This is a genomic window from Paraburkholderia sp. BL25I1N1 (assembly GCF_003002025.1).
Taxonomy (GTDB): Bacteria; Pseudomonadota; Gammaproteobacteria; order Burkholderiales; family Burkholderiaceae; genus Paraburkholderia.
In genome coordinates this window covers 20693-47453 of record NZ_PVZB01000020.1, presented here as the reverse complement: position 1 = coordinate 47453, position 26761 = coordinate 20693, and the positions used below count along the sequence as shown (strand labels likewise).

General features: G+C 64.1%; 24 protein-coding genes. 4 read left to right on the top strand and 20 right to left on the bottom strand.

Annotated elements, in window-relative coordinates:
* Nucleotides 1–92: 92 nt before the first annotated feature.
* From B0G73_RS27300 to B0G73_RS40650, 9 genes are all read right to left on the bottom strand, one after another.
* The gene (locus B0G73_RS27300; RefSeq protein ID WP_012433254.1) at nucleotides 93–2015 is read right to left on the bottom strand and encodes a PrkA family serine protein kinase; all 1923 of its coding nucleotides are present in this window, start codon (nucleotides 2013–2015) and stop codon (nucleotides 93–95) included.
* 814 nt (nucleotides 2016–2829) lie between these two features.
* Nucleotides 2830–3591 (bottom strand): hydratase, encoded by a 762-nt coding sequence (locus B0G73_RS27290; RefSeq protein WP_106284294.1) that lies wholly within the window; start codon nucleotides 3589–3591, stop codon nucleotides 2830–2832.
* Between the two features lie 401 nt (nucleotides 3592–3992).
* Complete coding sequence (locus B0G73_RS27285; protein ID WP_106284293.1) at nucleotides 3993–5768, bottom strand: methyl-accepting chemotaxis protein; 1776 nt, start codon at nucleotides 5766–5768, stop codon at nucleotides 3993–3995.
* A gap of 600 nt (nucleotides 5769–6368) precedes the next feature.
* Nucleotides 6369–7409 (bottom strand): LacI family DNA-binding transcriptional regulator, encoded by a 1041-nt coding sequence (locus B0G73_RS27280; protein WP_106284292.1) that lies wholly within the window; start codon nucleotides 7407–7409, stop codon nucleotides 6369–6371.
* Nucleotides 7410–7575: 166 nt separating this feature from the next.
* Nucleotides 7576–8631 carry an ABC transporter permease gene (locus tag B0G73_RS27275; RefSeq protein ID WP_106284291.1) on the bottom strand — a complete coding sequence of 352 codons (1056 nt, stop codon included), beginning with the start codon at nucleotides 8629–8631 and terminating at the stop codon, nucleotides 7576–7578.
* On the bottom strand, nucleotides 8631–10226 hold the full coding sequence (locus tag B0G73_RS27270) for a sugar ABC transporter ATP-binding protein (protein ID WP_106284290.1): 1596 nt from the start codon (nucleotides 10224–10226) through the stop codon (nucleotides 8631–8633). The genes B0G73_RS27275 and B0G73_RS27270 overlap by 1 nt, the downstream gene beginning before the upstream one ends.
* A 304-nt stretch (nucleotides 10227–10530) precedes the next feature.
* Nucleotides 10531–11493 (bottom strand): sugar ABC transporter substrate-binding protein, encoded by a 963-nt coding sequence (locus B0G73_RS27265; RefSeq protein ID WP_106284289.1) that lies wholly within the window; start codon nucleotides 11491–11493, stop codon nucleotides 10531–10533.
* Between the two features lie 352 nt (nucleotides 11494–11845).
* Nucleotides 11846–12823 (bottom strand): magnesium/cobalt transporter CorA, encoded by a 978-nt coding sequence (gene corA, locus B0G73_RS27260; RefSeq protein WP_106284288.1) that lies wholly within the window; start codon nucleotides 12821–12823, stop codon nucleotides 11846–11848.
* 132 nt (nucleotides 12824–12955) lie between these two features.
* Nucleotides 12956–13126 (bottom strand): hypothetical protein, encoded by a 171-nt coding sequence (locus B0G73_RS40650; protein ID WP_181196656.1) that lies wholly within the window; start codon nucleotides 13124–13126, stop codon nucleotides 12956–12958.
* A gap of 375 nt (nucleotides 13127–13501) precedes the next feature.
* Here B0G73_RS40650 and cydX point away from each other — a divergent pair, with 375 nt between their 5' ends.
* Together cydX and B0G73_RS27250 are read left to right on the top strand one after the other, a co-directional pair.
* Nucleotides 13502–13651 (top strand): cytochrome bd-I oxidase subunit CydX, encoded by a 150-nt coding sequence (gene cydX, locus B0G73_RS27255; RefSeq protein WP_106284287.1) that lies wholly within the window; start codon nucleotides 13502–13504, stop codon nucleotides 13649–13651.
* On the top strand, nucleotides 13648–14265 hold the full coding sequence (locus tag B0G73_RS27250) for an ATP-binding protein (protein WP_106284286.1): 618 nt from the start codon (nucleotides 13648–13650) through the stop codon (nucleotides 14263–14265). The genes cydX and B0G73_RS27250 overlap by 4 nt, the downstream gene beginning before the upstream one ends.
* A 135-nt stretch (nucleotides 14266–14400) precedes the next feature.
* Here B0G73_RS27250 and B0G73_RS27245 read toward each other — a convergent pair whose 3' ends face one another.
* From B0G73_RS27245 to B0G73_RS27235, 3 genes are all read right to left on the bottom strand, one after another.
* Nucleotides 14401–15498 (bottom strand): saccharopine dehydrogenase family protein, encoded by a 1098-nt coding sequence (locus tag B0G73_RS27245; protein ID WP_106284285.1) that lies wholly within the window; start codon nucleotides 15496–15498, stop codon nucleotides 14401–14403.
* A gap of 223 nt (nucleotides 15499–15721) precedes the next feature.
* Entirely contained in the window at nucleotides 15722–16180 is a 459-nt protein-coding gene (locus B0G73_RS27240) for an Lrp/AsnC family transcriptional regulator (protein ID WP_106284284.1), read from the bottom strand.
* A gap of 134 nt (nucleotides 16181–16314) precedes the next feature.
* Nucleotides 16315–17199: a LysR family transcriptional regulator gene (locus B0G73_RS27235; RefSeq protein ID WP_106284283.1), complete on the bottom strand. Its 885-nt coding sequence runs from the start codon at nucleotides 17197–17199 to the stop codon at nucleotides 16315–16317.
* A 198-nt stretch (nucleotides 17200–17397) separates the two neighbouring features.
* On the opposite strand from B0G73_RS27235, the gene B0G73_RS27230 reads away from it, so the two are divergent.
* A complete protein-coding gene (locus B0G73_RS27230; RefSeq protein WP_106284282.1) occupies nucleotides 17398–17919 on the top strand; it encodes a Spy/CpxP family protein refolding chaperone in 522 nt (173 codons plus the stop codon).
* A gap of 303 nt (nucleotides 17920–18222) precedes the next feature.
* Nucleotides 18223–18660 (top strand): PGDYG domain-containing protein, encoded by a 438-nt coding sequence (locus B0G73_RS27225; RefSeq protein WP_106284390.1) that lies wholly within the window; start codon nucleotides 18223–18225, stop codon nucleotides 18658–18660.
* An 18-nt stretch (nucleotides 18661–18678) separates the two neighbouring features.
* Here the strand turns inward: B0G73_RS27225 and B0G73_RS27220 are convergent, their stop codons facing one another.
* The 8 genes from B0G73_RS27220 to B0G73_RS27185 form a co-directional block, all read right to left on the bottom strand.
* A complete protein-coding gene (locus B0G73_RS27220; protein ID WP_106284281.1) occupies nucleotides 18679–19047 on the bottom strand; it encodes a DUF3022 domain-containing protein in 369 nt (122 codons plus the stop codon).
* Nucleotides 19048–19215: 168 nt separating this feature from the next.
* A complete protein-coding gene (locus B0G73_RS27215) occupies nucleotides 19216–20034 on the bottom strand; it encodes a YhfC family intramembrane metalloprotease (RefSeq protein WP_106284280.1) in 819 nt (272 codons plus the stop codon).
* 71 nt (nucleotides 20035–20105) lie between these two features.
* Entirely contained in the window at nucleotides 20106–21194 is a 1089-nt protein-coding gene (locus B0G73_RS27210) for a LacI family DNA-binding transcriptional regulator (protein ID WP_106284279.1), read from the bottom strand.
* Nucleotides 21195–21219: 25 nt separating this feature from the next.
* Nucleotides 21220–22185: a D-glycerate dehydrogenase gene (locus tag B0G73_RS27205; RefSeq protein WP_106284278.1), complete on the bottom strand. Its 966-nt coding sequence runs from the start codon at nucleotides 22183–22185 to the stop codon at nucleotides 21220–21222.
* Nucleotides 22185–23480, bottom strand: coding sequence for an MFS transporter (locus B0G73_RS27200; RefSeq protein ID WP_106284277.1), 1296 nt, complete (start codon nucleotides 23478–23480; stop codon nucleotides 22185–22187). The genes B0G73_RS27205 and B0G73_RS27200 overlap by 1 nt, the downstream gene beginning before the upstream one ends.
* A 136-nt stretch (nucleotides 23481–23616) precedes the next feature.
* Nucleotides 23617–24600, bottom strand: coding sequence for a sugar kinase (locus B0G73_RS27195; RefSeq protein WP_106284276.1), 984 nt, complete (start codon nucleotides 24598–24600; stop codon nucleotides 23617–23619).
* A gap of 209 nt (nucleotides 24601–24809) precedes the next feature.
* Entirely contained in the window at nucleotides 24810–25583 is a 774-nt protein-coding gene (locus tag B0G73_RS27190) for a TIM barrel protein (RefSeq protein ID WP_106284275.1), read from the bottom strand.
* A gap of 191 nt (nucleotides 25584–25774) precedes the next feature.
* The gene (locus B0G73_RS27185; RefSeq protein WP_106284274.1) at nucleotides 25775–26692 is read right to left on the bottom strand and encodes a LysR family transcriptional regulator; all 918 of its coding nucleotides are present in this window, start codon (nucleotides 26690–26692) and stop codon (nucleotides 25775–25777) included.
* Nucleotides 26693–26761 lie beyond the last annotated feature (69 nt).

The following is a 26761-nucleotide window of genomic DNA, read 5'->3' as shown; positions in this document are numbered from 1 at the left end:
ACGTAGCTGCCCAAGGCAACGTTATGTCCATGCAGCTTGCGCCTCGCAGGGTGCCCACGCGGTCGGACCGCGCGGGCGGCACGCAATGCGCATCATGACGACTTGCGCACGCGCAGATACCAGTCACACAGCAAGCGCACCTGCTTCGGCGTATAGCCCTTCGTCACCATGCGATTGACGAAGTCCTCGTGCTTGCGTTGTTCTTCCGCCGAGCCCTTGGCGTTGAACGAAATCACCGGCAGCAGTTCCTCCGTGTTCGAGAACATCTTCTTTTCGATCACCACGCGCAGCTTCTCGTAGCTGACCCATGCCGGATTCTTCCCGCCATTGGCAGCACGCGCACGCAGAACGAAGTTCACGATCTCGTTGCGGAAGTCCTTCGGGTTGCTGATGCCCGCCGGTTTTTCGATCTTCTCCAGTTCGGCGTTCAGCGCCGCGCGGTCGAAACTCTCGCCGGTGTCGTGGTCGCGGAACTCCTGATCCTGAATCCAGAAGTCAGCGTACGTCACATAGCGATCGAAGATGTTCTGACCGTACTCGGAATACGACTCCAGATAAGCGGTCTGAATTTCCTTGCCGATGAACTCCGCGTAGCGCGAGGCGAGCACGTCTTTGATGAACGACAGGTACTTCTGTTCCGTTTCCGGCGGGAACTGCTCGCGTTCGATCTGCTGTTCGAGCACGTACATCAGATGCACCGGATTGGCCGCGACCTCGGTCGAGTCGAAGTTGAACACGCGCGAGAGAATCTTGAACGCGAAGCGGGTCGACACGCCGGTCATCCCTTCATCCACGCCCGCGAAATCGCGGTACTCCTGATAAGACTTGGCCTTCGGATCGGTGTCCTTCAGGTTCTCGCCGTCGTACACCTGCATCTTCGAGAAGAGGCTCGAATTCTCCGGCTCCTGCAAGCGCGTGAGCACGGACATCTGCGCCATCATCTTCAAGGTGCCCGGCGCGCACACCGCATTGGCCAGCGACGAATTGCGCAGCAGCTTCTCGTAGATCTTGATCTCTTCACCGTAGCGCAGGCAGTACGGCACCTTCACCACGAAGATCCGGTCGAGCAGTGCTTCGTTGTTGCGGTTGTTGCGGAACGCCTTCCATTCGGACTCGTTCGAGTGAGCCAGAATCACGCCGTCGAACGGAATCGCGCCGAAGCCTTCCGTGCCCTTGAAGTTGCCCTCCTGGGTTGCCGTGAGCAACGGGTGCAACACCTTGATCGGCGCCTTGAACATTTCGACGAACTCGAGCAGCCCCTGATTGGCGAGACACAAGCCACCGGAGTAGCTGTATGCGTCCGCGTCATCTTGTGCGTACTGTTCGAGCTTGCGGATGTCGACCTTACCGACCAGCGACGAAATGTCCTGATTGTTTTCGTCGCCCGGCTCGGTTTTGGCTATACCGATCTGGCGAAGGATCGACGGGTAGCGGCGCACCACGCGGAACTTGCGGATGTCGCCGTTGAATTCGTGCAGGCGCTTGACCGCCCACGGGCTCAGAATGCTTTTCAGGTAGCGGCGTGGAATACCGTATTGTTCTTCGAGAATCGGGCCATCTTCCTCGTAGTCGAACAGACCGAGAGGCGACTCGTTCACGGGCGAGCCCTTGATCGAGTAGAACGGCACGCGTTCCATGAGCTGCTTGAGACGTTCCGCGATCGACGATTTACCGCCGCCGACCGGGCCCAACAGATACAGGATCTGCTTCTTTTCTTCGAGCCCCTGGGCCGAGTGGCGGAAGTAGGCGACCACCTGCTCGATCACCTCTTCCATTCCGTAGAACTCACGGAATGCGGGGTATACCTTGATGACCTTGTTCGCGAAGATGCGCGACATGCGCGGATCGTTACGAGTGTCGATCTGTTCCGGCTCCCCGATCGCCGTTAACATGCGTTCGCCAGCCGTGGCGTACGCGGCGGGATTGTCTTTGCAGAGCGCGAGATACTCCTCGAGCGAGAGCTCATCTTCTCGCGTTTTCTCGAAGCGGGTCGCGAAACTGCTGTAGATATCCATGCTACCTCCTCGCCGAAGTCTAGACCGATGTCGTGCGCGGCGCGCTATTCGGAAACGACATCGCTCGAATTCATCCTAAACCCTTTTAAATTTTTTTTCACGAACTACGTTGCGAAAATCGCGCCGTATTCGTCTCCCAACACTCGTCACTTGGAAACAAAGTTTCGACCACCTACAATCTTGCGCTCATATCGCAGCGATTGCGGTCACACGTCGCTGCCCTTCTACTGCTGCCTTGCCGCCTGATCAGCAGCCTGCTGCAATGCTGCTCGTGCTCATCGAAGTGTCCCGCAATATTCTCTTGCACCAGCGTTACGTTCATCGAACGATCCCACCGCAATATGAGACGGCGTGTCTGCACACGCACACTTTGTTGCTAAAAGCGCGGACGTCTGGCCGCTTTCTGTGTCCGGGTACTTTTTCCTCAACGCGCGACACGAGCGTTCGGTCGACACCGACACCTGACTGTTACATGTTCATGCGCGCTTCGTGCCTCGTACGCCGTCTCAAGCTTAAGCAAAGTCCGTGCGGTTTCATGCGCTTCGTCAACTGATGAACGGTTTTGTTCCGCGTCATCTACACAGCTTGTCATGAATCGCCCCGTGCGACGTGTGCGCATTAACCGCGTCGAGAGCATGGTTAGCCGCATGTATAACTGGATGACGACATCGCCCCGCATCGCTTCAATAGGTGTATACGGCGAGGTCGCCCTCACAGATGCGAAGAATGTAAAACGGCCACCCTCAGGCAGCCGTTTGAACGAAGCTTCGTAATGCACTGTTACAAGCGTGTACTGTTACAAGCGTGCGATGCCTCAGGTCAGTTCAATCGCCACTTCCCCGAGGCCGTCGATGCGGCCGCGCACGACGCCCGCTTTGTCCAGCCTGTGGGCACCGACATACGAACCGGTAGTGATGGTCCACTCGGGCTCGATCGTAATGCCCATGGCAGCGCAATGGTTGACGAACCACACCAGCAGTTCGCGCGGGTCGCCGGCCGGATTGCCGGTGGCTTCGGGTAGCAGCGAAGCGCCCTCGAAGCTCAGTTCCAGTTCCGGCGAGACGAAGTCGAAGCCGCGCGCGAGACCCGCATAAGCGACCGGATGGCCCGTGATCAACGCACCGTTGTTCTGGGCGTCGGCCAGTTGCGCGAGCGGCGCGACATTCGGCCACTCGGTGAAGCGGCTGTCCACGATCTCGATGGCGGGCAAGACGACGCCGACCTTCGAGAGCACCTCGTCGCGCGCATAGGCGCGGCCGCGCGGTTCGATCGCCTCCACGAAACGGAAGGCGATCTCCAGTTCGACCAGCACTCTGAAGAAGCCGTCATGCGCGACGCGCGCCGGCGATCGCAGGACCAGCGAAGCCGGAATCGGCGCGCCCGCGGCGGCCGCGCCCGGCGCTTTGGCGCCGATCTTCCAGGCGCCGGTCGAGTCGCCGAGACCTGCGATAACCGCCTGCTGGATCGCGTATGCGGTTGCCGCGTCGGGCGGCAGGCTGTCGGGTGCGGGCGCATCGATCGGGCGATGCTGCCGGCGTGCTTCGACCAGGCGGTTCGCGAAGTCGTATGGCGTCATGTCGGTCCTTTGGGGCTGGCGCATTGAGCGATTGGGAGTGGCGTGCTGGTGGGTGGTGGCCGTGCGTCGGGCCATGCGTTTGGGTCGTGCGTTGCGCTAGTCGCGGGCGGCGGAGCCACGCGCGTGGGCTAACGGGCCGTCAGCTCTTGCCGCACTATGCCGGGCCGCATTGCCCAGGCACGGTTACTTCGGTGCGTCCGTCAATGTACCGGATCATGACGCCCGCCAGGGGGTCGGCCGACGCCGCAAACGTTACTTAATGCGCACGCCATAAAAAAAGACCGCGAATGCCTGCGCAATCGCGGTCTTTCGAAGCCAGTCGGCGTTTTCTTTCCACAGCGCCGACCCATCTAATGGGATTGGCCGCGGCGCCGGGAATGAATGTTGCGACTGATTTCCGCTTAGAACGTTTCCCAGTCCTGATCGCTCCCTGCACTAGCGGATGCCGGGGCTTTAGCAGGCGCGCGTGCCGGTGCGGCAGCGGCCTGTGACGTCGTGGCCGGCGCCTTCGTCGCAACAGCCGCGTGCGGCGCGGGTTGCTCGGCGCGAGTATGCGAGACCTTGCGCGCGACGACTGAACGCAGCGGCGCGGCGACGCGCTTCGGTGGCGTACTGACGGGCGCCTTATACCCGCTTTCTTCGAGGTGGAACACGGCCACCGCGGTACGCAGCTTGCCGGCCTGATCTTCGAGCGACGACGCTGCGGCCGCGGCTTCTTCGACCAGCGCGGCGTTCTGCTGCGTGACCTCGTCCATCTGCGTGACGGCGCGCGCCACCTGATCGATGCCGCTGCTCTGCTCTTCCGATGCCGCGGCGATTTCGCCCATGATGTCGGTCACGCGCTGCACCGCGCCGATGATCTCGGTCATGGTGCGGCCGGCTTCGTCGACCAGCGCCGAGCCCGACTGCACGCGCTCCACCGAGGTGTCGATCAGTTCCTTGATTTCCTTCGCCGCCGCCGACGAGCGCTGCGCGAGGCTGCGCACTTCACCGGCCACGACCGCGAAGCCGCGCCCTTCCTCGCCGGCCCGCGCTGCTTCCACGGCCGCGTTCAGGGCAAGGATGTTGGTCTGGAACGCAATGCCTTCGATGATCGAAATAATGTCCGCGATCTTGGCCGAGCTTTGATTGATGTCGCCCATCGTGCCGACCACCTGGCCGACCACGGCGCTGCCCTTGTTGGCGATCTCCGACGCATTGGCCGCCAGCGAACTCGCCTGGCGGGCGTTGTCGGCGTTCTGCTTGACCGTGCCGGTCAGCTCTTCCATGCTCGATGCGGTTTCCTGCAGCGCCGACGCCTGCTCTTCGGTACGCGAGGACAGGTCGATGTTGCCGGCCGCGATCTGGCGCGTGGCCGTCGCAATCGATTCACTGCCGCTGCGCACGGTACGCACCGTTTCGGTGAGGCTGCGCTGCATTTTGGCGATGCCTTCGAGCAACTGCCCCATTTCGTCGCGCGAGGTCACGACGACCGGGCGGCGCAGATCGCCGGCAGCAATCGCGTCGAAATGACCGAGGGCGGCATCGAGCGGCCGGGCGATCGCGCGGCTGAGCGTCAGGTACGAAATCACCGCCGCCAGCACGCCGATCAGCAACGCACCCGCGCTGACCATGCGGAACACGTCGAAGCTGCTTTGCGCGGTGTCGTAGCCCTCTTTCGCCGACGCGAACTGATATTTGCGCAGCGCGTCGTCGGAATTGGCGAGGTCGTTGTAGGCGGCTTGCAGCCGCTTGGCGCCGTCGACCAGCTTGGGCGAGTCGTTCGCGGCGACGATCGTCGCGAAGGCGTCCATCTGCTGATGCAGCGCCTCACGTTTGGAGACGACGTCTTGCGCAAGGCGGTCTTCGTCCGCATCGCGCGGCAGATCCATGTACTTCTTCCACCATGTGTCGGACGTGGCGCGCATGGTGCGCGCGCGCTCGAGCGTCGGCGGCGCTTCCGGCGTGCCGATCATGAACGCCGCGCGGTCGAGCGCGAGCCGTTCGCGCGCCGCAAAGAGCTCGGCGTTGCCGATATTGACCGCGCTCGGCATGGCGTTGGTGAACGTGTCCTTATAGGCGTCATTCGACCGGCTCATGCCGATCAGACCGAATACGCCGATGGCGACGAGCAGCGCGGCGAGAAACGCCATCGTGAGGCCTATCCGCGCCTTGATCGTAATGCCCTTGTTCAACATGCTTGTTCCTGTGCTTAACAAAATGTGAGGCTGCGTCCGCAGCGCGGCTTGGCGTGTGGCGTCTGCGTAGTCGCGTTCGTTCGATACCGCGCTCTAATGAGCCTGTTTACGGCATGGTGACAGCGTACTTGAAGGATTTATATGGTATGAGGAAAGGCGGCGTAGGCAATGGAACAAATTACAATAGGCTGACAGCCGGCGGGTTGGCAGGCAGCCGATGTGGAACCGGAGCGGCGGTGGCTCAAAGTCGGCAGAGCGCGGCGGCGCGCCGTTGCGGCGGCTGCCAGTGTGCTCGCGGCGTCGCCGCGAAGGTGCTGGATTGCGCGACGATAGCGAGCGCCGCACGGTTGAATCCGTCCGACTGCCTGATCCCGATGTGACAAGACAAGCGTAGAAATACTGTTTAGCGCCGGGACATACGCGCGTTTCCAGCGCCGCATCCGACAGCGTCTGCGGGGTTGCCGAACTGTTCAGCAGCCTGCCGCGGGTCAATGCGGGCGAAACTCGAAGGCTATGTGTTGCGCGAAAGGAATCGCCTCGCGCGAGCAACCGCTCCGCTAACCACAAATGCGCGTTTGAAATCCGCGCATCCGTCTGCGGTCACGCCGCCAGATCGCGCCTGGCCGCGCCGGCCCATGTCGCGGTGGATTCGCGCACGATCAGCCGCGGCGACACCACGCGCCGGCGGCCCGGAGCGCGTGGCGTGCCCGACGAGGTCCCGGCGATCCGTTCGATCAGCGTCTGCGCGGCCATATCGCCGAGCGCGCGTACCGATTGCCCGACGGTCGAGAGCGCCGGATAGGTGAAACGCCCCAGTTCGATATCGTCGAAACCGATGATCGAGCAGTCGCGCGGCACGCTGATATTGCGTTCCGCGGCGGCGCGCAGCGCGCCGATGCCCATCATGTCGTTACCGGCGAAAATCGCCGTTGGCCTGAGCGTGTCGAACAGTTGCGCGGCCGCACGGTGGCCGCCGGTGCCCGAAAAATCGCTTTCCACGATCGCGTCGGGCGGAATCTCGATGCCGCGCTCCGTCATCGCGCGGATAAAGCCGTGCACGCGCATTGCGCTGACCGCCGTCTGAACCGGCCCGGTGATGCAGCCGATCCGTACATGCCCCAGTTCGAGCAGATGCCGGGTCGCCAGATAGCCGCCCTTCTCGTGATCGATCTGCACCAGATCCGCGTTCAGCCCTTCGATGTTGCGATCCAGAATGACCAGCGGCTCGTGCGAGTCGGCGAGCGTCTGCGCGAGCACGGCGTCGTCGCCGGCGGACGCGACGATCAGGCCGTCGATGCGCTTTTCCTGCAACACGCGCAGATAGTTACGCTGCTTGGCCGGATCGTCGTCGGAATTGCAGAAGAACACGCAGTAGCCGTTGCGCGAACAACCGTCCTCGATGCCGCGCGCCAGTTCCGCGAAATATGGGTTCGTCGCGTTCGGCACGACCAGCCCGATGGTCGCCGTCGCCCGCGCCTTCAGCGAGCGGGCCACCGCCGACGGAACATAGTGGAGTTGACGGATCGCGTGCTCGACCTTCGCGCGCACGTCCGCCGACACCGGCCGCGAATTGTTCACCACGTGCGATACCGTCGTGAACGACACGCCTGCCGCAGCCGCTACATCCTTGATCGTCGCCATAACCTGTTGCTCTCCCGCCTGTTTTACCGCCGGCCGCGCCACCTGGCGACCCGCCGGACTCTTCATCGAAGATCGACTCAATCCGTGAATTCTTACGCTTTACCGCTCATGACGCTGTGACTGCCCAGGTCGCGTTACTCTGCCGGCTTGCGTCGACCTTCACCGGTCAGGCCCGCTTGCGGCGGCTGCGATATGTATCCAGCACCACCGCCACCACGATCACCGCGCCGGTGATCATCCGCTTGGTCGGCTCGTTGGCGCCGATCTGCGCGAGGCCGGCCGCCAGCACGGAAATGATCAACACGCCGAAAAAAGTGCTGATCACCGAGCCGCGTCCGCCCATCAGGCTCGTGCCGCCGATCACCACGGCCGCGATCACTTGCAGTTCCACGCCCTGGCCCGCGTTCGGATCGGCCGCTTCCAGACGCGAAATCTGGAATAGCGCGGCCAGCCCCGAGAGCGCGCCCATCAGCGCGAATACGATGACCTTGTAGGGCCGCGGATTGACGCCCGCGAGCCGCACCGCTTCCTCGTTGGTGCCGATGCCGACCAGATAGCGGCCGAATACCGTGCGCGTGAGCACCAGCTGCGCGATGACCATCACCGCCACCGCGATCAGGAACGCCGGCGAGATGCCGAGCGCGATCGGGTTCGACAGGAAGTCGAACGCGTCGCCGATATAGGCGGTGCGCGAATTCGTCATCTGATACGCCATGCCGCGCGCCGCTTCCAGCACACCGAGCGAAACGATGAACGACGGAATCCGCCAACCCACCGTCACCGCGCCGGTGATGGTGCCGGTCAGCGCCGCCGCCGCGACGCCGAGCAGCGCCGACGGCAACGCCCCCCAGCCCCACTTCAGCGCGGCCACGCTCACCACCGACGCACCGAGCGCCAGCACCGATCCCACCGACAGATCGATGCCGGCGATGATCAGCACAAAGGTCATGCCGACCGACATCACCACCAGATCCGGAATCTGATTGGCGATCGTGCTGAACGTGTCGTAGGTCAGAAAGTGGGAACTCAGCAGCGAGAACAGCACGATCATCCCGAGCAACGCGCCGGCGAGCCCCAGGTAATTCGAAAAGCCCAGCCGCGTGCCGGCCGGCTTGCCGCTCGCGAGCGGCGCCGACGGATCGGGCGGCGGTGTCACCGTGCCTGTGCCGCTCGCCGTGCCTGGCTTGTCGCCCGATGCTTCCCGCAACGGTTGATCGTTCATCACACACTCCCTGCTTCGCTGGTGTCGGGGGCGGCGTGCAGCAACGCTTCGCGGCTGCGGTAGCCGGCGAAAGCCGCGGCCAGCAACGCGTCCTGCGACCAGTTATCGCGCTCGAACACACCCGTCATGCTACCCGCGGACATCACGCCGATCCGGTCGCAGATCAGCATGAGCTCGCGCAGGTCGCTCGACACCACGACGAGCGCGCGCCCTTCACGGGCCAGCGCACCCATCAAGCCATAAATATCGAACTTCGCGCCGACGTCGATGCCGCGCGTCGGTTCGTCGAATAACAGCACGCGGCAGTCGCGCGCCAGCCAGCGGCCGATCACGACCTTCTGCTGGTTGCCGCCCGACAGCTCGCCGACAATCTGCCCCGGCCCCGACGTGCGGATCCGCATCGCCGCGATCTGCGTCTGCGCCAGCGCGTTCTCCCGCTTCGCATCGACGATGCCGTGCCGCGCCACGCTGCCGATATTGCCGAGCGACACGTTGGCCGCGATCGGCTGCGGCAGCAGCAGGCCTTCGCCCTTGCGGTCCTCGGTGATCAGCGCGATGCCCGCGCGTACCGCGTCCGAAGGCGAAGCAATCTGCACCGGCGTGGGCGGCGCGCCCGGCGTGGCGGCCAGCGAGACGGTGCCGCTATCCTTCGGATCCGCGCCGTAGATCAACCGCATCAACTCCGTGCGGCCCGCACCGATCAGGCCACTGATGCCGAAAATCTCGCCCGCGCGCACTTCGAACGACACCTCGCGGACTACCTTGCCGCGCGTCAGCCGGTCCACTTTCAACAGCGGCGCGCCGATGTTGCGCACGCCCAGTTCGATCCGCTCGCCGAGTTCGCGGCCGACCATCCATGTGACGATTTCGTCGCTGGTCAGGTTGGCCATCGCGTCGACGTGCACCAGCCGCCCGTCGCGCAAAATGGCGATCTGCTCGGCCACCCGCGCGAGTTCCTCCAGCCGGTGCGAGATGTAGATCAGCGCGACGCCGCGCGCCTTGAGCCGGTCGATCTGTTCGAACAGCAGATCGACTTCGCGCGCGGTCAGCATTGCGGTCGGTTCGTCGAGGATCAGCACGCGGCAGTCGTCGATCAGATTGCGTGCGATCTCCACCATCTGCTGATGGCCGATGCCGAGCTCGCCGACCAGCGTGTCCGGATCGATCGCGTCGAGCCCGACCTGCGCCATGGCGTGACGCGCGTCCTCGCGCAGCTTGCGACGGTCGATCCAGCCGAAGCTGAACGCGCCGGCGCGCGGCAAGCGGTTCAGGAACAGGTTTTCGGCCACCGACAAGGTCGGCAGCAGATTCAGTTCCTGCATCACCATGCGCACGCCGAGCGCCTCGGCCTGGGTACGGCTCGCCGGTGCATACGGCACGCCGCCGAGTTGCATCGTGCCGGCGGTCGGATCGACCAGCCCGCCGATGATCTTGGACAGCGTACTCTTGCCCGCGCCGTTCTCGCCAGTCAGCGCCAATACCTCGCCGGCGCGCAGCGAAAGCGAAACGTCGGCGAGCACCGGTTCGGCGTAGGTCTTGCCGATGCCGCTGACAGACAGGACGGCAGGCACGGCGTCGTGATCGGTTGAATCCATCGCAATCCTGGTTCCCGGGCGGCAGCCGCGGCCTCATCCGATTCGACCGGGTGAAGTAGCAGCCCTTGCGCCCCATGTCATGCCGGCCCAATGCGCGAAATGCGCCGGCGCTAACAGCCACGCACCCTCCCGTCGCGCGGCACCGTCATGACGCTTACCTCTGGAATTAACGGCGGCGCGGCAGGTTTCTTGAGCGTTTATTGAATAGACGCGGGTTTGGCGGGCGCAGGTCGAGCATGAAGCATGAAACGGCGCCGGCGCGAACCCGCGTACCCGACTTACCCCGGGACTGACCGGGCAATGCTTACTTCGTGACCAGATCGCACGGCGTTTCCACCACGCCGGACAGATCCGCCTGCTTCTTGTGCTCGCTGAGCGCCTTCAACGCGGTGTCGATACCGAACACGGCCTGCTTGGCCGCGTACTGATCCGCGGTGGCGAGCACGCGGCCATCTTTGAGCATCGGCTTGATCGCATTGATGTTGTCGTAGCCGACCACCAGCACCTTGCCTTGCTTGCCCGCCGCGCGCACCGCCGAGACCGCGCCGATCGCCATGTTGTCGTTGCCGGCGAGCAGCGCCTTCAGGTTCGGGTATTCGTTGAGCATGGCCGACGCGACCGCGTTGCCTTTGTCGATTTCCCATTCACCCGACTGCACCGAGACGACCTTGGCGCCGACCGTCTGCATCGCGTCCTTGAAACCCGCGGTGCGCTGCTGCGCGTTGGTGGTGGTCGACACGCCTTCGATAATGCCGACCTCGTCGCCCGACTTCAGCTTCTTCGCCAGATAGTCGCCGACCTTCTGCGCCCCCTTGCGGTTGTCCGGGCCGACGAACGGCACGTTCAGGTTTTTCGACTTGAGCACGTCCGGGTCGAGCCGGTTGTCGATGTTCACGACGATGATGCCCGCGTCGATCGCTTTCTTGACGACCGGCACCAGCGCCTTCGAATCGGCCGGCGCCAGCACGATCGCGTCGACCTTAGACACGATCATCTGCTCGACGATGCGGATCTGGTTCGCCGTATCGGTCTCGTCCTTGATGCCGTTGGTGATCAGGTCGAACTGCGACGGATTGTGCTTCTGATAGTCCTTCGCGCCGGTCTCCATCGTGAGGAAGAACTCGTTGGCGAGCGACTTCATCACGAGCGCGACCTTCGGTTTATGAGCGGGCGCGCTTTGCGCGTACGCGGAGGAAAACGGCAACGCGGCGGTGGCGGTGGCGAGGACGGCGGCCGTCAGGATGCGGCGGCGAATGCGTTGGCTCATGCATATCTCCAGGGTCTGGCAGGCTCGCGGCGGAGCCTTATTTTTAATTAGTGCGCAAACGTTTGCGAAGCCCATTCTCAGCGCAGTCTATTCTGATTGTCAACGATGCGCGGTGTTGCAGTGCATCGGCATGCGGGGCGCACGGCGATGCACTGCATACGGTCGAATCGAAGCGGCGCGCCGCGTCAGCGCGCCGGCAGACGACGTGTGGCAAAGAGTTCCTCGCTTGGTCCGTGCGTGTCGGATTGACCGCCGGTTGCAAGATCGCAAGCTGGCGGGCCGCCTATGCTGGACTTTTATTGCGCGCGGTGCAAGCGCGGAGCGGCGCGGACGAACGCCGCACCGCCTCACATCAGAGCCAGCCGGCCTTGCGGAAGCGCCAATACAGCACGAGGTCGACGCTCAGCATGACCAGAAGACAGATCGGATAGCCGTACTGGTAATGCAACTCGGGAATGCTCTGGAAGTTCATCCCGTAGATGCCGGCGATCATGGTCGGCACCGCGAACAGCGCCGCGAACGAGCCGAGCCGTTTGGTCACCTCGCTCTCGGCCAGCGAGATCATGCCGAGATTGACCTGCACGGCGGTGACGACCATTTCGCGCCGGCCGTCGATGATTCTGACGATCCGGTCGAGATGGTCGTAGACATCGCGGAAGTAAGCCTGCATGCCTTCGCAGATGCTCGGAATGCGGCCGCCCGTCAGTTTGCTGAGGGCTTCCTGCAACGGCGCGATATGGTGCTGCAGGATCACGAGGCGGCGCTTGAGCGAGTACAGATCCTCGATGATCGCGCGCGAAGCCGCCGAATTGTTGCGGTCGAAAATGCGGTCTTCGAGCGCTTCGATCTCGGTGTTCATGGTCTCGACAATCGGGAAATAGCGATCGACGATATCGTCGGCGAGCGCATACAGCACGAACGCCGAGCCTTCCTTGAGCAGTTGCGGCTCGCGCTCGCAACGGGCACGCACGTTCTGGAAGCCGGCGCGGGTGCCGCGCCGCACGGAGAGCACGTAATTGGCGCCGACGAACACGTCGACTTCGCCGATCAGCAGTTCGCCCTCCTCGTCCATTTCCACCGTGTGCATCACGGCGAACAGCGACTCGCCGTACTCCTCGATCTTGGGACGCTGGTGGCCGTTCTGCGCATCTTCGATCGCGAGCTCGTGCAGGCCGAACTCGTGTTTCATCACGGCCAGTTCGCCCGGGCCCGGGTCTTTCAGCGCCACCCAGACGAAACACTCGGGCCGAGCTACGTAGTCGCTGATGCTATCGATGTCGATGTCTGCCAGCTTCCGGCCGTCCTGATACGCGGCGCAATTGATCAGCATGTTGAGTTACCTTGAAAAACGGAACAGACCGGCCGCACGCTTACGATACGTAAGCCTGGCGGCGCTCTGCATGAACGAATTTGCTTTAGCCGCCATGTTAAGGGCTATGCGCGAAGGCCATGTATCGAATTGTTAAGCCTCGCGGCCGACGATGCGCGCGGCCGGCACCGGCTTGAACGGAACCGGCTCGGCGGATGTCGAGGCGCAGCCGGCGAGCACGCGGAGACCTGGCGCGGCAAGCGCGCCTAGCCTCGCGAATGCGACTAGTGCGGCCTGGCGGTGATGGTCCGGACGCGTCGGCATGCTGGTCTCCCGTCTAGTTGGTTATGGTCCCGCTCGTGTGCGTATTCTTTCTGATCGGTATGCAGGACAATGCCTGGCCGTCCTGATTGCCGACCGCTGCTGCCGCCCAACCTTTGCCATGCATCATAGCAACGGCCGCCCGTTCCGCCAGCCTGGCCGAACGGCCGACCCCGCGACCTCTTGCACGGCGCGGCGTTCTTCTTCATGATCGCTGCAAAGGGCGGTTCCGTGTGCTACCGCGTGCGAGGTCCGCGTTGCGGATTTACCCTCGGTTCCAACGCATACCTTCGCCCGCCGTCAGCTCGCCATCGCTCTGACTACAACGCGCAACGCTTCAGGTCCGGCCTCGTCCGACATAAGATCAAGGAGACTGCAATGTGGTATTTCACCTGGATTCTCGGTATCGGCGTGGCGTTGGGCTTCGGCATCATCAACGTGATGTGGCTGGAGGCCGGCGACAAGTTCACGCGTGACCCGCAACGCGCCGGCGCCGTACCTGCCACGCCCGAGGACCACCCTTCGTGACTCATCTGGTTTTCTTCTGCGGTCACGCGGGCACCGGCAAGACCACGCTCGCGAAAAAACTCGTCGGCCCGCTGATGAAAGCGTGCGCCACGCCCTTCTGCCTGCTCGATAAAGACACGCTCTACGGCGGCTACAGCGCGGCCGCCATGGCCATGCTGACCGGCGATTCGAACGACCGCGACAGCCCGCTGTTCCTTGAGCATCTGCGCGATCCCGAGTATCGCGGCCTGCTCGATACCGCCCGCGACAATCTCGAACTCGGCATTAGCGCGATCGTGGTCGGGCCGCTCTCGCGCGAAGTACGTGAGCGGCGCCTGTTCGATCGCGCGTGGCTGGGGGTGGATGCGGACGTGGCGCTCCGGGTCGTGTGGGTCCATACGTCGGAAGAGACGGCGCATCGGCGTATCGTGGAGCGCGCCAATCCGGACGATGCCTACAAGCTCGCGCACTGGGACGAATATCGGCAACGCCGCTTTGAACCCGGCGTCGGTGTCCGCGACGACCTGTTGATGTTCGACAATACCGCGCCAACGTCGGCGGATTATGAAGCCCTGCTCGCGCGCATCGTCGGCGAGCCGCGGGCGGCGACGCTCATGCCGCCGATGCCCGTGTAGCGTAACGTCGGCATCAACAGAAACGCCCCGAATGACGGGGCGCTTCCTCGGCTCTCTACGAAGCCTTCCTAGCTGCTCGCGGCAGACATTTCATGCGTGTTGCCGCGTTGTCGCACGGCCCTCGGCGCCGACCCTTCAGACCGTAGCCATGGTCTCCAGCGCCTGCCCCTCATACAACTGGCCGAAGCGGTTCGCGAGGAAGTCGCGCAGCGACACCTGCTCCTGGCGCACGAAGCCCTTTTGCGGCAGCTTCTGTTCGCGGAACAGATCGAGCACCGCGCACATCGCGCCGGCCGTGGTGATCTGGATCGCGCTCATCGGCACGCCGCACACAGTCTTCGCGAAAATCTTGCGGGTGAAGACTTCCTGCACCAGCTGACCGTCGCGCATGCCGCTCACCGTGATGAACACCAGCACCACGTCTTGCGCGGTGGAAGGCACCGATCGGCGCATGATGGCCTTGAGCGTGTCGCGGTCGCTGGCAAGGCGCAGGTCTTCGAGCAGGAATTGCATCAGATTGCGGTGGCCCGGATAGCGCACCGACTTGTAGTCGAGCGACTCGACCCGGCCCGACAGCGTCTCGCACAGCGTGCCGAGACCGCCGGAAGTGTTGAAGGCTTCGTATTCGGTGCCGTCGAGCGAGAAATGTTCGAGGCCTTCGAGCGGCTGCACCCACTGCGTGCGGCTATCACGAATCGCTTCGCACGGCTGGCAGTACTCGTTGATCAGACCGTCGACGCTCCACGTCAGGTTGTACTTCAGCGCGTTGGTCGGGAATTCCGGCAGCGCGCCCACCCGCATCTTGACGTCGCGGATTTCCGTAAAGCGGTTCGCCAGTTCGTGCGCCGCGATGCCGATGAAGCCCGGCGCGAGACCGCACTGCGGCATGAAAGCGTGATCGGCGTCGTCGGCGATCGCGCGGATCGCATGGGTGGCGCGCACGTCTTCCGTGAGATCGAAGTAATGCACGCCCGCGCCCTTGGCCGCCGAGGCCACGTTCACCGCGAGGTAGTACGGCAGCGCGTTGACGAGCGCGTCGAAGCCTTGCACGGCGGCGCGCAGCGCCGCGGCATCGGCAGAATCCACGCGGTGGGTCGGAATGCCCTGGGCGGCGAGTTTGTCGAGCGCGTGCTGGTCGCGGTCGAATGCAACGACGTCGTAGTCGCCGGTTTCGCGCAACATGTGGGCGATGGTGTGACCGATCAAACCTGCGCCAACGATGGCTACTTTCATGCGCTTCTCCTGATTATTGTGTGCTGTCTCCAGCTTTGGGAAGTGCGCTGCGCTCGTGGCGCGGCGCCCGGCGGGCTGTACCCTTCAGCAACAGTTTAGGGAGAAGCAAAAACAGTTCATACGTGCAAAATGCTGCGGTATGACCATGAAGTTCGACGTTATGACGAACCAATCAGTCAATATGTCGGAAAGGTGTTAAAACGGTGTAAACGTCAGGCGATGCTCACACGATGCCGCGATCGATCTTGCGCGCCAGAATGATCGAAGTCGTGGTTCGCTCCACACCTTCCAGTTCGCCGATCTGATCGAGCAGATCGTTCAGGCGATCGGGCGAATCGGCACGCAGCCACGCAACGTAATCGAACTCGCCGCTCACGGCGCACAGCAACTGCACCTCGGGCATCTTGCCGAGGCGTTTCTGCACGGCAGGCCCATGCTTCGGCGCAATGATGATGCCGACATAAGCCACGATGCTCGAATCGAGCACATCCTGGCCGAGCCGCACGCTGTACCCGGCAATCACGTTGCTGCGCTCCAGCCGCGCGATGCGCGCGATTACCGTGGTGCGCGCCACGCCCAAGTGGCGAGCGAGGTTGGCGACGCTCTCGCGCGCGTTCGCCTGCAGCAGTGCAACGAGGTTGCGATCGAGATCGTCGAGTTGGTCGAGGCGCGGAGGTCTCATGGAGGGAAAAGAAGTGGCTCAGGTGAGGCGGATTATCGCGCGTCTTCATCGGCAAATGGAGAAGTCACCGGGGCTATCGCGATGAACACATCGTGTGAGTCGCACGAGAGGTCACGAAACGTGCGCCGCCAGGCTCATACGCCGAACCGTTCGACCACGAAATCGATAAAGCTGGTGAGCTTGGGCGTGGCGCGACGATCACGCGGATACAGCAGATGGACTGGCGCGCCATCGGGCAAATAATCTTCCAGCACCGACACCAGTTCGCCACTGGCAATTTCTCTCGCCAGCAGCGCCTCCGGCTGCAACACCAGGCCGAAGCCGTGCAGCGCGGCGACCTTGAACGCCTGGCCGTTGTTCGCGCGAAACCGGCCGGCGCGTAGCTGGCATTCCTCCGCGTTGTCGCCGCCGAGACGCCACAAACCTTCGCGGCCCCAATGCAGAAACCCCAGGCACTCGTGATGCAACAGATCTTCCGGCGTGCGCGGTGTGCCGGCGCGCGCAAGGTACGCGGGCGACGCGCACGCGCGCATCCGGTACGGCTTCAACGGCCGCGCCACGAGACTCGAATCCGGCAGCCGCCCGATGCGCACCGACGCGTCGAAGCCCTCTTCCACCAGATCGATCAAGCGGTTCGACAGATCGAGTTCGAGCGTGATGTCCGGCCATGCCGTGAGGTACTCGGTCATCGCCGGGGCGAAGACTTCCACGCCGTAAGTGAGCGGCACCGTCACCTTGAGCACGCCGCGCGGTGCGGCGGCCATTGCCTCGGCGAGCGACTCGGCTTCTTTCACGTCGGCCAGAATGCGCCGGCATTGCTCGTAATACTGCCGGCCGATCTCCGTCAGACTTTGCCGTCGGGTGGTGCGCGTCAAAAGCCGCGTGGCGAGCCGCGTTTCGAGCGAACGGATATGCTTGCCCACCATCGCCGACGAAATGTCGAAGCGCTCGGCGGCCGCCGTCAGGCTGCCCGCCTCGACCACGGCGACGAAGATTTCCATGCTGACGAATTTGTCCACCCGCTATTTCCTGTTCGTTTCGGTTGTAAGCGTTTGTCGCATAAGAGCCGGATTGTAGGGATATCGTGATACTAATAGCGGCGACGGCAAAGTGGGCAGCCGGCCGCCGTGCGTCGTCTTGACTCGTGCATGACTGACGCACCACGGGCCGCTCGCTCGCGAGCCTTGTCCCAATTCGAATAGACATCAGGAGTTTCGATGAAAAAAGCACTGGTAATGCTGGCCACCGCAGTCGCCATGAGCGGCGCGTTCGCACAAACTTCCGCGCCGGCGTCGGCGTCGGCACCGGCGAGCGCCGCTTCCGCACCTGCCGGCAAGGCCGGCCATGAGCGCAACGTCGAAGACCGCATCGCCTACCTGCACTCGCAACTGAAGATCACCTCGGCGCAGGAATCGCAGTGGAACGCGTTCGCCGACGTGATGCGCGGCAACGGCCAGACGATGGGTCAGTTGTTCCAGCAACGCCGTGCCGCCACCAACCTGTCGGCGCTCGACGACATGAAGCAATACGCGACGATCGCGCAAGCGCACGCGGACGGCATGAAGAAGCTCGTCGACGCGTTCGACCCGCTGTACAACAGCTTCTCGCCGGAACAGAAGAAGCTGGCTGACGTGACCTTCCATCAGCCGGGCGGCGTGGAAGGCCATGGTCATCGTGGCAAGGGTAAAGGCGGCAAGGCCGCTGCAGCGCCGGCAAGCGACGCCACGGTGAAGCCGTAAGTGTAAAAAAACCGCTTGCGCGCAGTGTCGCTTGTGCACGCTGCGCGCGGCGGATATTTTTTGCCGTGCGCGGCGGAAGGGGTTTCGCCCTTACGCTTGCCGCACGTCGAACTTTCCTGCCGTCCACACGCCGATCCGGCTCTTCCCGCCTTAGCGATTCCGCCCGACAAACAGACGATCCGCGCCCGCCATCCTTCGCAAAAGAAACCGGTCGCCAGATGCATCTGGCATGATGCGAGTCGTACGCGGCCCGAAGACTTCAAGTCCGGCGCCGCCGCCAAACTCTCCATACTTGCCCGCCTCATGACCGAACTGAAAAATCTCGACCTGAGTCAAGACGCCGACGCCTGCCGCGTCGTCAAAGACGAAACGGTCAGCGTTGAATTCGCCGCCGCCGAAGGCGAACTGATGAGCCTCGAAGGCCCCAACCGCTATGTCCGCGGCGACGCGCTGATCACCGGTTCGACGGGCGACCGCTGGGTCGTCTCGCGCGAACGCTTCGACGCCAAATATGTTCCCGCCGACGCAGCCGTCTCGCACGGCGAAGCCGGCGCGTACCGCAACCGCCCCGCCGTCGTGCTGGCCAAACAGATGCATGAAGCGTTCACGCTCGCGCGATCGGCAAACGGCGGCGACGTGCTGCGTGGCGTCGCCGGCGACTGGGTCATGCAATACGCGCCAGGCGACTACGGCGTGGTGCAGGCCGCCCGCTTCGCGAAGGTCTACCGGCTCGCCGATTGAGCCGGCGCCGCATGTGCATCAAGCGAACTCGTCACCCAGATCCACGGTGACGTCGCGCGGCACCGCTTCGCCATTTGCATACTGTTCTTCGAGCGAGCCGATACTGGCTTCGACATACGCGCGCAGCACCGCGAAACTGCGGCCGCGCAGCCGCGCCGGCATTGCGCGATAACGCGCCAACGCGGCCGGTGCGATCACCACGGTCATCACGATACGGCGCGCGGTGGAACCGAAACGCATTGCTACCCAGTGAATGGCCAGCGTCGGCGTGCCGTCTTCCGCGGCGCGCTGGATGAATTGCGTCTGCTCGGGAAACAGATCGCTGATCACGCGCGCCAGTTCCTCGAACTCAGGATTGGCGCAGTCGTATTGGTAAGCTTCTTCCATTGAAGTGTGCCGAAAGGGTGGCCTCGAAAAGAGGCCGATTGTAGAGAACGGTTGACGGCTCAAGACGGAGCGCGTCTGATGCGCGCCATCGAGCAACCGTCGCGCGCCCATGGCGCGGCTATCGCGTGGTGGTCACGCGGTCGTCGAACATGTAGTGCGAAGCGCGCATCAAGCGGCCACGACAGGACGCCTGTACGCGCGGAACAACAACCCCGCGACGATCACCGCTCCCACTGCATACAAGGCGTCCACCGCCGCAAGCGGCACGAGTTGCGCCTGGAACAACGCGGCGGGCACGTCCACCAGCGCGTGCAATACGATCGCGAGCGGCAGGATGCCGCGCCAGCCGGCCCGCAAGCCGCGCCACATCAGCACCGACAAGCCGATCTGGAACACCAGCGCGGCCACCCGTTCGAGCGCGAAAATCCCGGCCGTCTGCGGGGTCAGGCTGGCGAGAATCAGGTGGATGCGCATCAGCGAATCGGTCGGCAGATTGCTCAGATAGCCATCCAGTTGGCCGCGGTTTTCGAACACCGCGAACAGGATCCATTGAATCTGCACCAGAACGCCGACGAGCCAGGCTTCCGCGCCACCGTGTCCGAGGCCGTAGGTCAGCGCGGTGCCGTCGTTCGTGCCCGCCGCGAGCGACGTGGCGCCGGCCTTCGCCGCCGCCCGTTTGAGCAGCAGCCGCATGCCGATGAACCGCCCCACTTCCTCGCAAATACCCGCGGCCAGCGCGCCGTACACCACGAAGGCGAGCGGATTCGACAGGAAGTTCGCGGTCGCTTCGTTCCGATGCAGCACGTAGTCGTTCAGCGCGCGCTCGATCACCATGGCGAACAGCGCGAACACGGCGATGCCGGTGATGGCGTCACGCGGCTTGAGCGCGAGCGGCCGGCGCAGACGGCGGTAGATCAGGAAGGGTAAAGCGGCGACGAGCAGCGTCGCGAGGGCGAGGCTCGAGAGGGTAAGCGGTGCAACAACCATGAGTTTCCTTGCGATGTCCGGCGCGCACCCGCTGCGCGCCGCAGCCCGAATGATCGCAGATCGGCGGGAATTCAGCGCAAAGTGGAGGCGCGGACGATCAGTTCGCCCGGCAGAAGACAGTCGCGCGCGGCGGTCTGAACGCCTTCGATGCGTTCGTGCAGGAACTCGACCGCGCGGTAGCCTATCTCGTAGGTCGGCTGGCGGATCGTGGTGACGCCGGTCAGTTCGGCCCAGTCGGGGTCGTCGATGGAGAGCAGCGCGACGCGGGCTTGCCAGTCGGCGCCGTAGCGCGTTTTCAGATGCAAGGCGAGGCATAGCGCGACGGGCGCGTTCGCCGCGAACAGGGCGATGCGCGCCGCGTTGCTCGTGGCGCCAGCGGCGCCGAGCGCGCGGGCGGCTGCGTCGATCGCGCGGTCCAGTTCGGCGAGGCCGCGCGCCACTTCGTCCGCGTCCGCGAGGTTCAGCACCAACGTGTGACCGCGCGCGGCGCGCTTGCCGCGTTGCTCGCCTTGAGCGCTGATCGCTTCACGAAACGCCGCTTCGCGCAGTTGCCGCGAGCTGACCTGCTCGAAAGGCTGAACCACGAACCAGATATCGTCGAAGCCATTGTCCAGCAAATGCCGCGTGCCGAGTTCAGCCGCCGCCCGGTTGTCGAGACCGACCATATCCGTGACGAGTCCATCCACCGAACGATCGACCAGCACCGCCGGAATTCCGCCGCCGCCCACCGGCCGCAACGTTTCCTCGCGCACGCCGAGCGCGTTGACGATCACGCCCTCCACCCGGTACGTGGTGAGCAGTTGCAGATAGCGCCGCTCCATCTCGACTTCGTTCGCCGCGTGACAGATCAGCGGCATCAACCCGAGCGCGTGGCATGCCGCTTCCACGCCTTGCAGCACTTCGACCGTGTAGGGGTTCGTGAGGTCGGCGAGCAGCATGCCGATCAGGCGGTTGCGGCCACGCTTGAGGCCACGCGCCATCTGGTTCGGCTGATAGTCGAGGCGCGCGATCGCGGCCTCGATGCGCGCGCGCAGTTCCGGCGACAGCACGCTCATCTCGCCGTTCAGATAGCGCGAGATGCTGGTCTTGCCGGTGCCGGCTTCGCGCGCGACGTCGGTGATCGTCGCGCGGCGCGGCGTAGCCTGCGGCGTCGTGCTCATCGGCTGCTCATCGAGCGGAATGGGCTCATTTCGAAAGAACGTCGCGGTTGACGATATTGTTGGTCAGCGTGCCGTCGAGCGCGGCGACCAGGTTTTCCGCCGCATTACGCGCCATGGCGTGACGGGTTTCGTGGGTCGCCGAACCGATATGCGGCAGCGCGACCACGTTCGGCAGCTTCAGCAGCGGCGACTCTGCCGGTAGCGGTTCGGTCTCGAACACGTCGAGACCCGCGCCGTGGATCGTGCCATTCTGGAGCGCCTCGATCAGCGCCTTTTCGTCGACGGTCGCGCCGCGCGAGGCATTGATCAGGATCGCGCTTTTCTTCATCGACTTCAACTCGGCCGCGCCGATCAGATGCTTCGTTTCCGGCGTCAAAGGCACTTGCAGGCAAACGAAGTCGGACACGGCGAGCAGTTCCGCCAACTCGACGCGCCGCGCGCCATACGCCGCTTCCGTCTGCGGGTTCGCGCTGCGGTTGGTGTACAGCACCTTCATGTTGAAACCTAGTGCCGCGCGCCGCGCCACCGCGCCGCCGATCCGCCCGAGCCCGACAATGCCGAGCGTCTTGCCCTGCACGTCGACGCCGAACAAAACCGGGCCGATGCTGTGCTGCCAATGCCCTGCCTTCACCCATTCGGCGAGTTCGACCACGCGCCGCGCCGAGGCGAGAATCAGCGAAAACACCGTGTCCGCGGTGGACTCGGTCAGCACGTCGGGCGTGTGTGCGAGCACGATGCCGCGGCGCGTGAGATCGGCCACGTCGAACTGGTCGAAGCCCACCGAGATGGTCGAGAGCGCCTTGAGCCGCGTCGCGCCTTCGAGCATGGCCGGCGTGATCTTCACGCTCGAACCGATGCCGCCGTCCGCGTCTTTCAGCGCGGCCACGAAGGTGTCGTGCTGCGCGGCGGCGACCTGCACGACTTGCGCATGCTGCTGCAGATACGCGAGCACATCTTCGGGCAACGACTTCCAGGCGACGATCTTCTTCATCAGCTTATTTTCCTTGCGACGGTATGACGAACGGCGGCCGCGTTGCCGGTTTCCTGCTGCTGCGGTTTGACGATCAGCGTCAGAATCACGGCGGCGACGAGCGCCACGCTCATGAATGCATACGACGCGGCGGGCGAACCGGTCGCGCCGTTCAGATAGCCCACCACATACGAACCGACGAACGAACCGAGCGCGCCCATGCTGTTGATCAGCGCCATCGCGCCGCCCGCGACGTTCTTCGGCAGCAGTTCCGGCACGATCGCGAAGAATGGGCCATACGGCGCGTACATCGCGGCGCCGGCGATCACCAGCAGCGCATACGAGAGCCAGAAATGCGTGGAGCCGAGCGCATACGAAGCCGCGAACGCGACCGCGCCGATCAGCAGGAACGGCCACACGAATACCTTGCGGCGGTTGAGTTTATCCGATGCCCACGAAGCTGCAAGCATCGCGATGGTCGCGGCAAGATAAGGCAGCGCCGAGAGCCAGCCGGTTTCGACCATGCCGAGCGTCGAACCGTTCTTCAAGATGGACGGCAGCCACAGCACGAAACCATACACGCCGATGCTCCAGCAGAAATATTGCGCGCACAGCTTGATCACCGCGGGCGTTTTGAACGCGTCGCTATAGTTGCGCACCGGCTTGATCGCGGCCTGCTCGGCACGCAGCGTTTCGGCGAGGTCGTCCTTCTGCTGCTGCGTGAGCCATGACACCTGTTGCGGCTTGTCCTTCACGATGAACCACCAGCACACGGCCCAAAGAATTGCGGGCGCGCCTTCGGCGATGAACATGTGACGCCAGCCGAACGAATGCACCAGATAGCCGGATACCACCGACATCCACAGCACCGTCACCGGATTGCCGAGAATCAGGAAAGTGTTGGCACGCGAGCGCTCGCTCTTGGTGAACCAGTTGCTGATGAAAATCAGCATGGCCGGCATCACCGCGGCTTCGACCACGCCGAGCACGAAGCGGATCACCATCAGCGACGGAATGTTGCTGACCATGCCGGTGAGCGACGCGCACCCGCCCCACAGAATCAGGCTCCAGAACACGAGCTTCTTGACGCTGCGGCGTTCCGCATAGATCGCGCCGGGAATCTGGAAGAAGAAATAACCGAGGAAGAACAGCGCGCCGATCAGCGACGACAGTCCCTTGCTGATGCCGAGATCCTGGTTGATGCCGGCGGCCGACGCGAAACCGTAGTTCGCGCGATCCAGATAGGCGAGGCTGTAGGTGATGAAAACGATCGGCATGATCGTCCACCAACGGCGAATCGCAAGCGATGAAGTCATAGGGTGTCTCCTTGGACGGCTTCCCGAAACAATGATGGACGGTCATGCGGCGCTCTGTTCGAGCGCTCTTGCTGTTATCGAGGCGGTCGGGTTCAACGCGGCTTGCGGTCTTGCGAGCTGCGCGGTCCCTCGGTTGTCAGGCCGCAGCGGCCACGGGAGCTGCGTCGGCCGCTTCCAGCGCGTCGAGTTCGGCCCGGCTCGGCAGCCCTTCCGAATCGCCGATCACCTGAATCGCCAGCGCGCCGATGCGGTTGCCGCGCGCCACCGCTTGCGGCAGCGACTTGCCTTCGAGCAAAGCGCTGATCACGCCGACGGCGAAACCATCACCCGCGCCGACCGTGTCCACGACTTTCGCAACCGGTTGACCGGCGATCACGGCGGCATCGTCGGCGGTGCGGAAGTACGCGCCATGCGCGCCCAACTTGATGATCACGCCGCGCGCGCCGTGATCCAGATAGAACTTCGCGATGTCCTCGGGCTGCGTGTAGCCGGTCAGAATCTCGCCCTCGCCGATGCCGGGCAGGACCCAGTCGGCCAGCGCGGCAAGCGCATTCAGGCCTTCGACCATCGCGGCACGCGACGGCCACAGCGTCGGGCGCAGATTCGGGTCGAACGAAATCGTCTTGCCGGCGGCACGCATTTCGCGCGCCAGATGGAACGCGAGTTCGCGCGAGCTGGCCGAAATCGCGGGCGCCACGCCGGTCAGATGCAGGTGGCGCGCTTGCAGGACGTAGTGCGCCGCATAGTCGGCCAGCGACAGATGACTCGCCGCCGAACCTTTGCGGAAATACTCGACCGCCGGGTCGCTGCCATCGTCGTTTTTCGACTTCAGCTGGAAGCCGGTCGGATAGCGCTCGTCGGTCGTGACGCAGCCCTGGTCGATGCCCTCTTTCGTCAGCGTGTCGCGCACGTACTGGCCGAACGAATCGTTGCCGACGCGGCTCATCCAGCCCACCTTGAAGCCGAGGCGCGACAAACCGATCGCCACGTTCAGATCGGCGCCGGCGACGCGCTTCGTGAACTGGCCGACTCCCGCGAGCGGGCCGGTTTCGGCGGCCACGAACATGGCCATCGCTTCGCCGTAGGTGATGACATCGAGTGCTGCGGTTGGCTTGCTCATGCTTCGCTCCTGCGTGATCCCTTTTGCTGCGTGTTTCGCGTGCGTGTTTATCGCTTACGGTTTGCCGCGTCAGATTTGCTGCGTGCTGTTTGGGCGTACCACTTTGCGCGCACCGCTTGCTGCTTTCCTTTACCGCGACTCATTTGCCGCGTGCCTGTTGCCGCGTGCTTTTCTCGGTGTCGCTGCTTCTCTCAGGTTCCACATGCCGCTCACGCGGCGGCCAGCCATGCGACGTAATGCGCCGCGTCTGCTTCGGTACGGCTCGTATCGAACGGAAACTCGATGCCGCGCGGCACATGACGCGGCAGCTTGTCGAGCACGGCGGCGAACTGGGCGTCGTCCGCGGCCGGGGCTGCGGGGAAGCGTCGTGCGCCCTCGCCCACCGTCGTCTTGCAATGGATGTAGTCCACATGCGCCGCCAGCGGCAGGGCGGCGTCGAGCGGCATCACCTCGCGCCAGGCCCAGTTGCCGATGTCGAAAGTCATGCCGAGCACGTCGGCGTGACCTTCGCGCGCCAGCGCTTCGAACAGGCCGGTGAATTGCGCGAGCGAACCGCCCTCGGCCAACTGCCCGTTTTCGACGACGAGGCGCAACTCCGCGCAGCGCATGTGATCGGCGATCACCGCAGCGTTGGCGTCGGCGGCGAACCCGCCGAGTTGCAACTTCACGAAGCGCGCGCCGAGCGCGCGCGCTTCTTCCGTCGAGAGGCGCAGTGCTTCGGCGTCGAGCTTGCCCTGCGCCGTGTACAGCGAAGCCGGCGTGGAGTACACGCACCACAGTCCCAGCTCGGCGATCTGCTCGCCGAGCGCGCGCAGCTTGTGCGGCGCGGCGTCTGTTTCGTCAGCGAACAGTTCGCGGCGCACTTCGAAACCCGCCGCGCCGGCCTGTTTGCTCGCTTGCGCCCACTTCAGATGACCGTCCGTGCGGACCGCGTCCATCCCGAATGCGCTTGCGACGATCACCACGTCCACTGCGTCGGCCATGTCGAATTTACTCAAATCTGTCTCACGATCGGCATTTGGAACCGGTTCCAAACACGCCTCGAAAAAAAGCGCCGAGGCGCTTCCGATGCCCGAATAGTGCGCCGAGGGCGCCGTTATGCACCATAGTGGAAATCCCCAGGCGTCGGTTGGCATGGTGTGCGATCGACGTGCCGGCTGCCGGCGCCGAAGACTCAACGCTGTTCCGCGAGACACAGCGCGAGAAATTGCTCCACCACCCGCGACGGCGCGCTCGCATGCGGCACCAGAATCGACAGCCGCCGCGTGAGCGGCTCCGGACTGAGCGACAGCAGACACAGCGCGTGGTCTTCGTGCCGCATCGACATGGCCGACACGAAACCGATGCCCATGCCCGCGCGCACCGCTTCCTTCACGCCTTCGACGCCGGCGATCTCCAAGGCGACGCGCATCGGCACACCGGCCCGCGCAAACGCGCGCTCGACGATCTGCCGCACGCCCGAGCCCGCTTCGCGCAACACCAGTGGATAGTCGCCGAAAGCCGCCAGCCCGGCCGGGCCGCCTCTGCTCGACTGCGCCGACTCCGCCGACTCCGCCGACTGCGCCAACGGATGCGCGCGCGGCATGATCGCGACGATCTCGTCTTCGCGCCACGAGTGCACCGCGGTGTCCGGCGGCAGATCCACGCCGACCGGCCCCTCGATCATCGCGATGTCCACCGAATCGAGCCCAGCGACGATCTCCGTGGTATTGCCGTCCGCCGTATGCAGCGTGACGTCCGGATAGCGGCGATGGAAGTCGGCGATCAGATACGGCAGCAGGTAGCTGGCTGGCGTGGTGCTCGCACCGATCCGCAAGGTGCCCTGCTCGAGGCCGCGCAAGGCATCACGGTACGCATGCGCCTGCCGCCAGGTGTCGCGCAGCCGCGTGGCGTAGCTGGCGAGCTGTTCGCCCGCCGGCGTGAGACGCACGCCGCGGCCGTCGCGCTGATACAGCGGCTCGCCGAATTCGTCCTGCAACTGCCGCAACTGGCCGGACACGGCGGGCTGCGACAAATGCAGCGCGACAGCCGCCCGGCTAATGTTGCGATGCTCGGCGACGGCAGCGAAAGTTATAAGTTGATCGGGGGTCATGGAGGGCGAAGTATCGGCTGGGGCGATACCTTACATTCTAAATCATGATTTTTCATATCGATATATCTA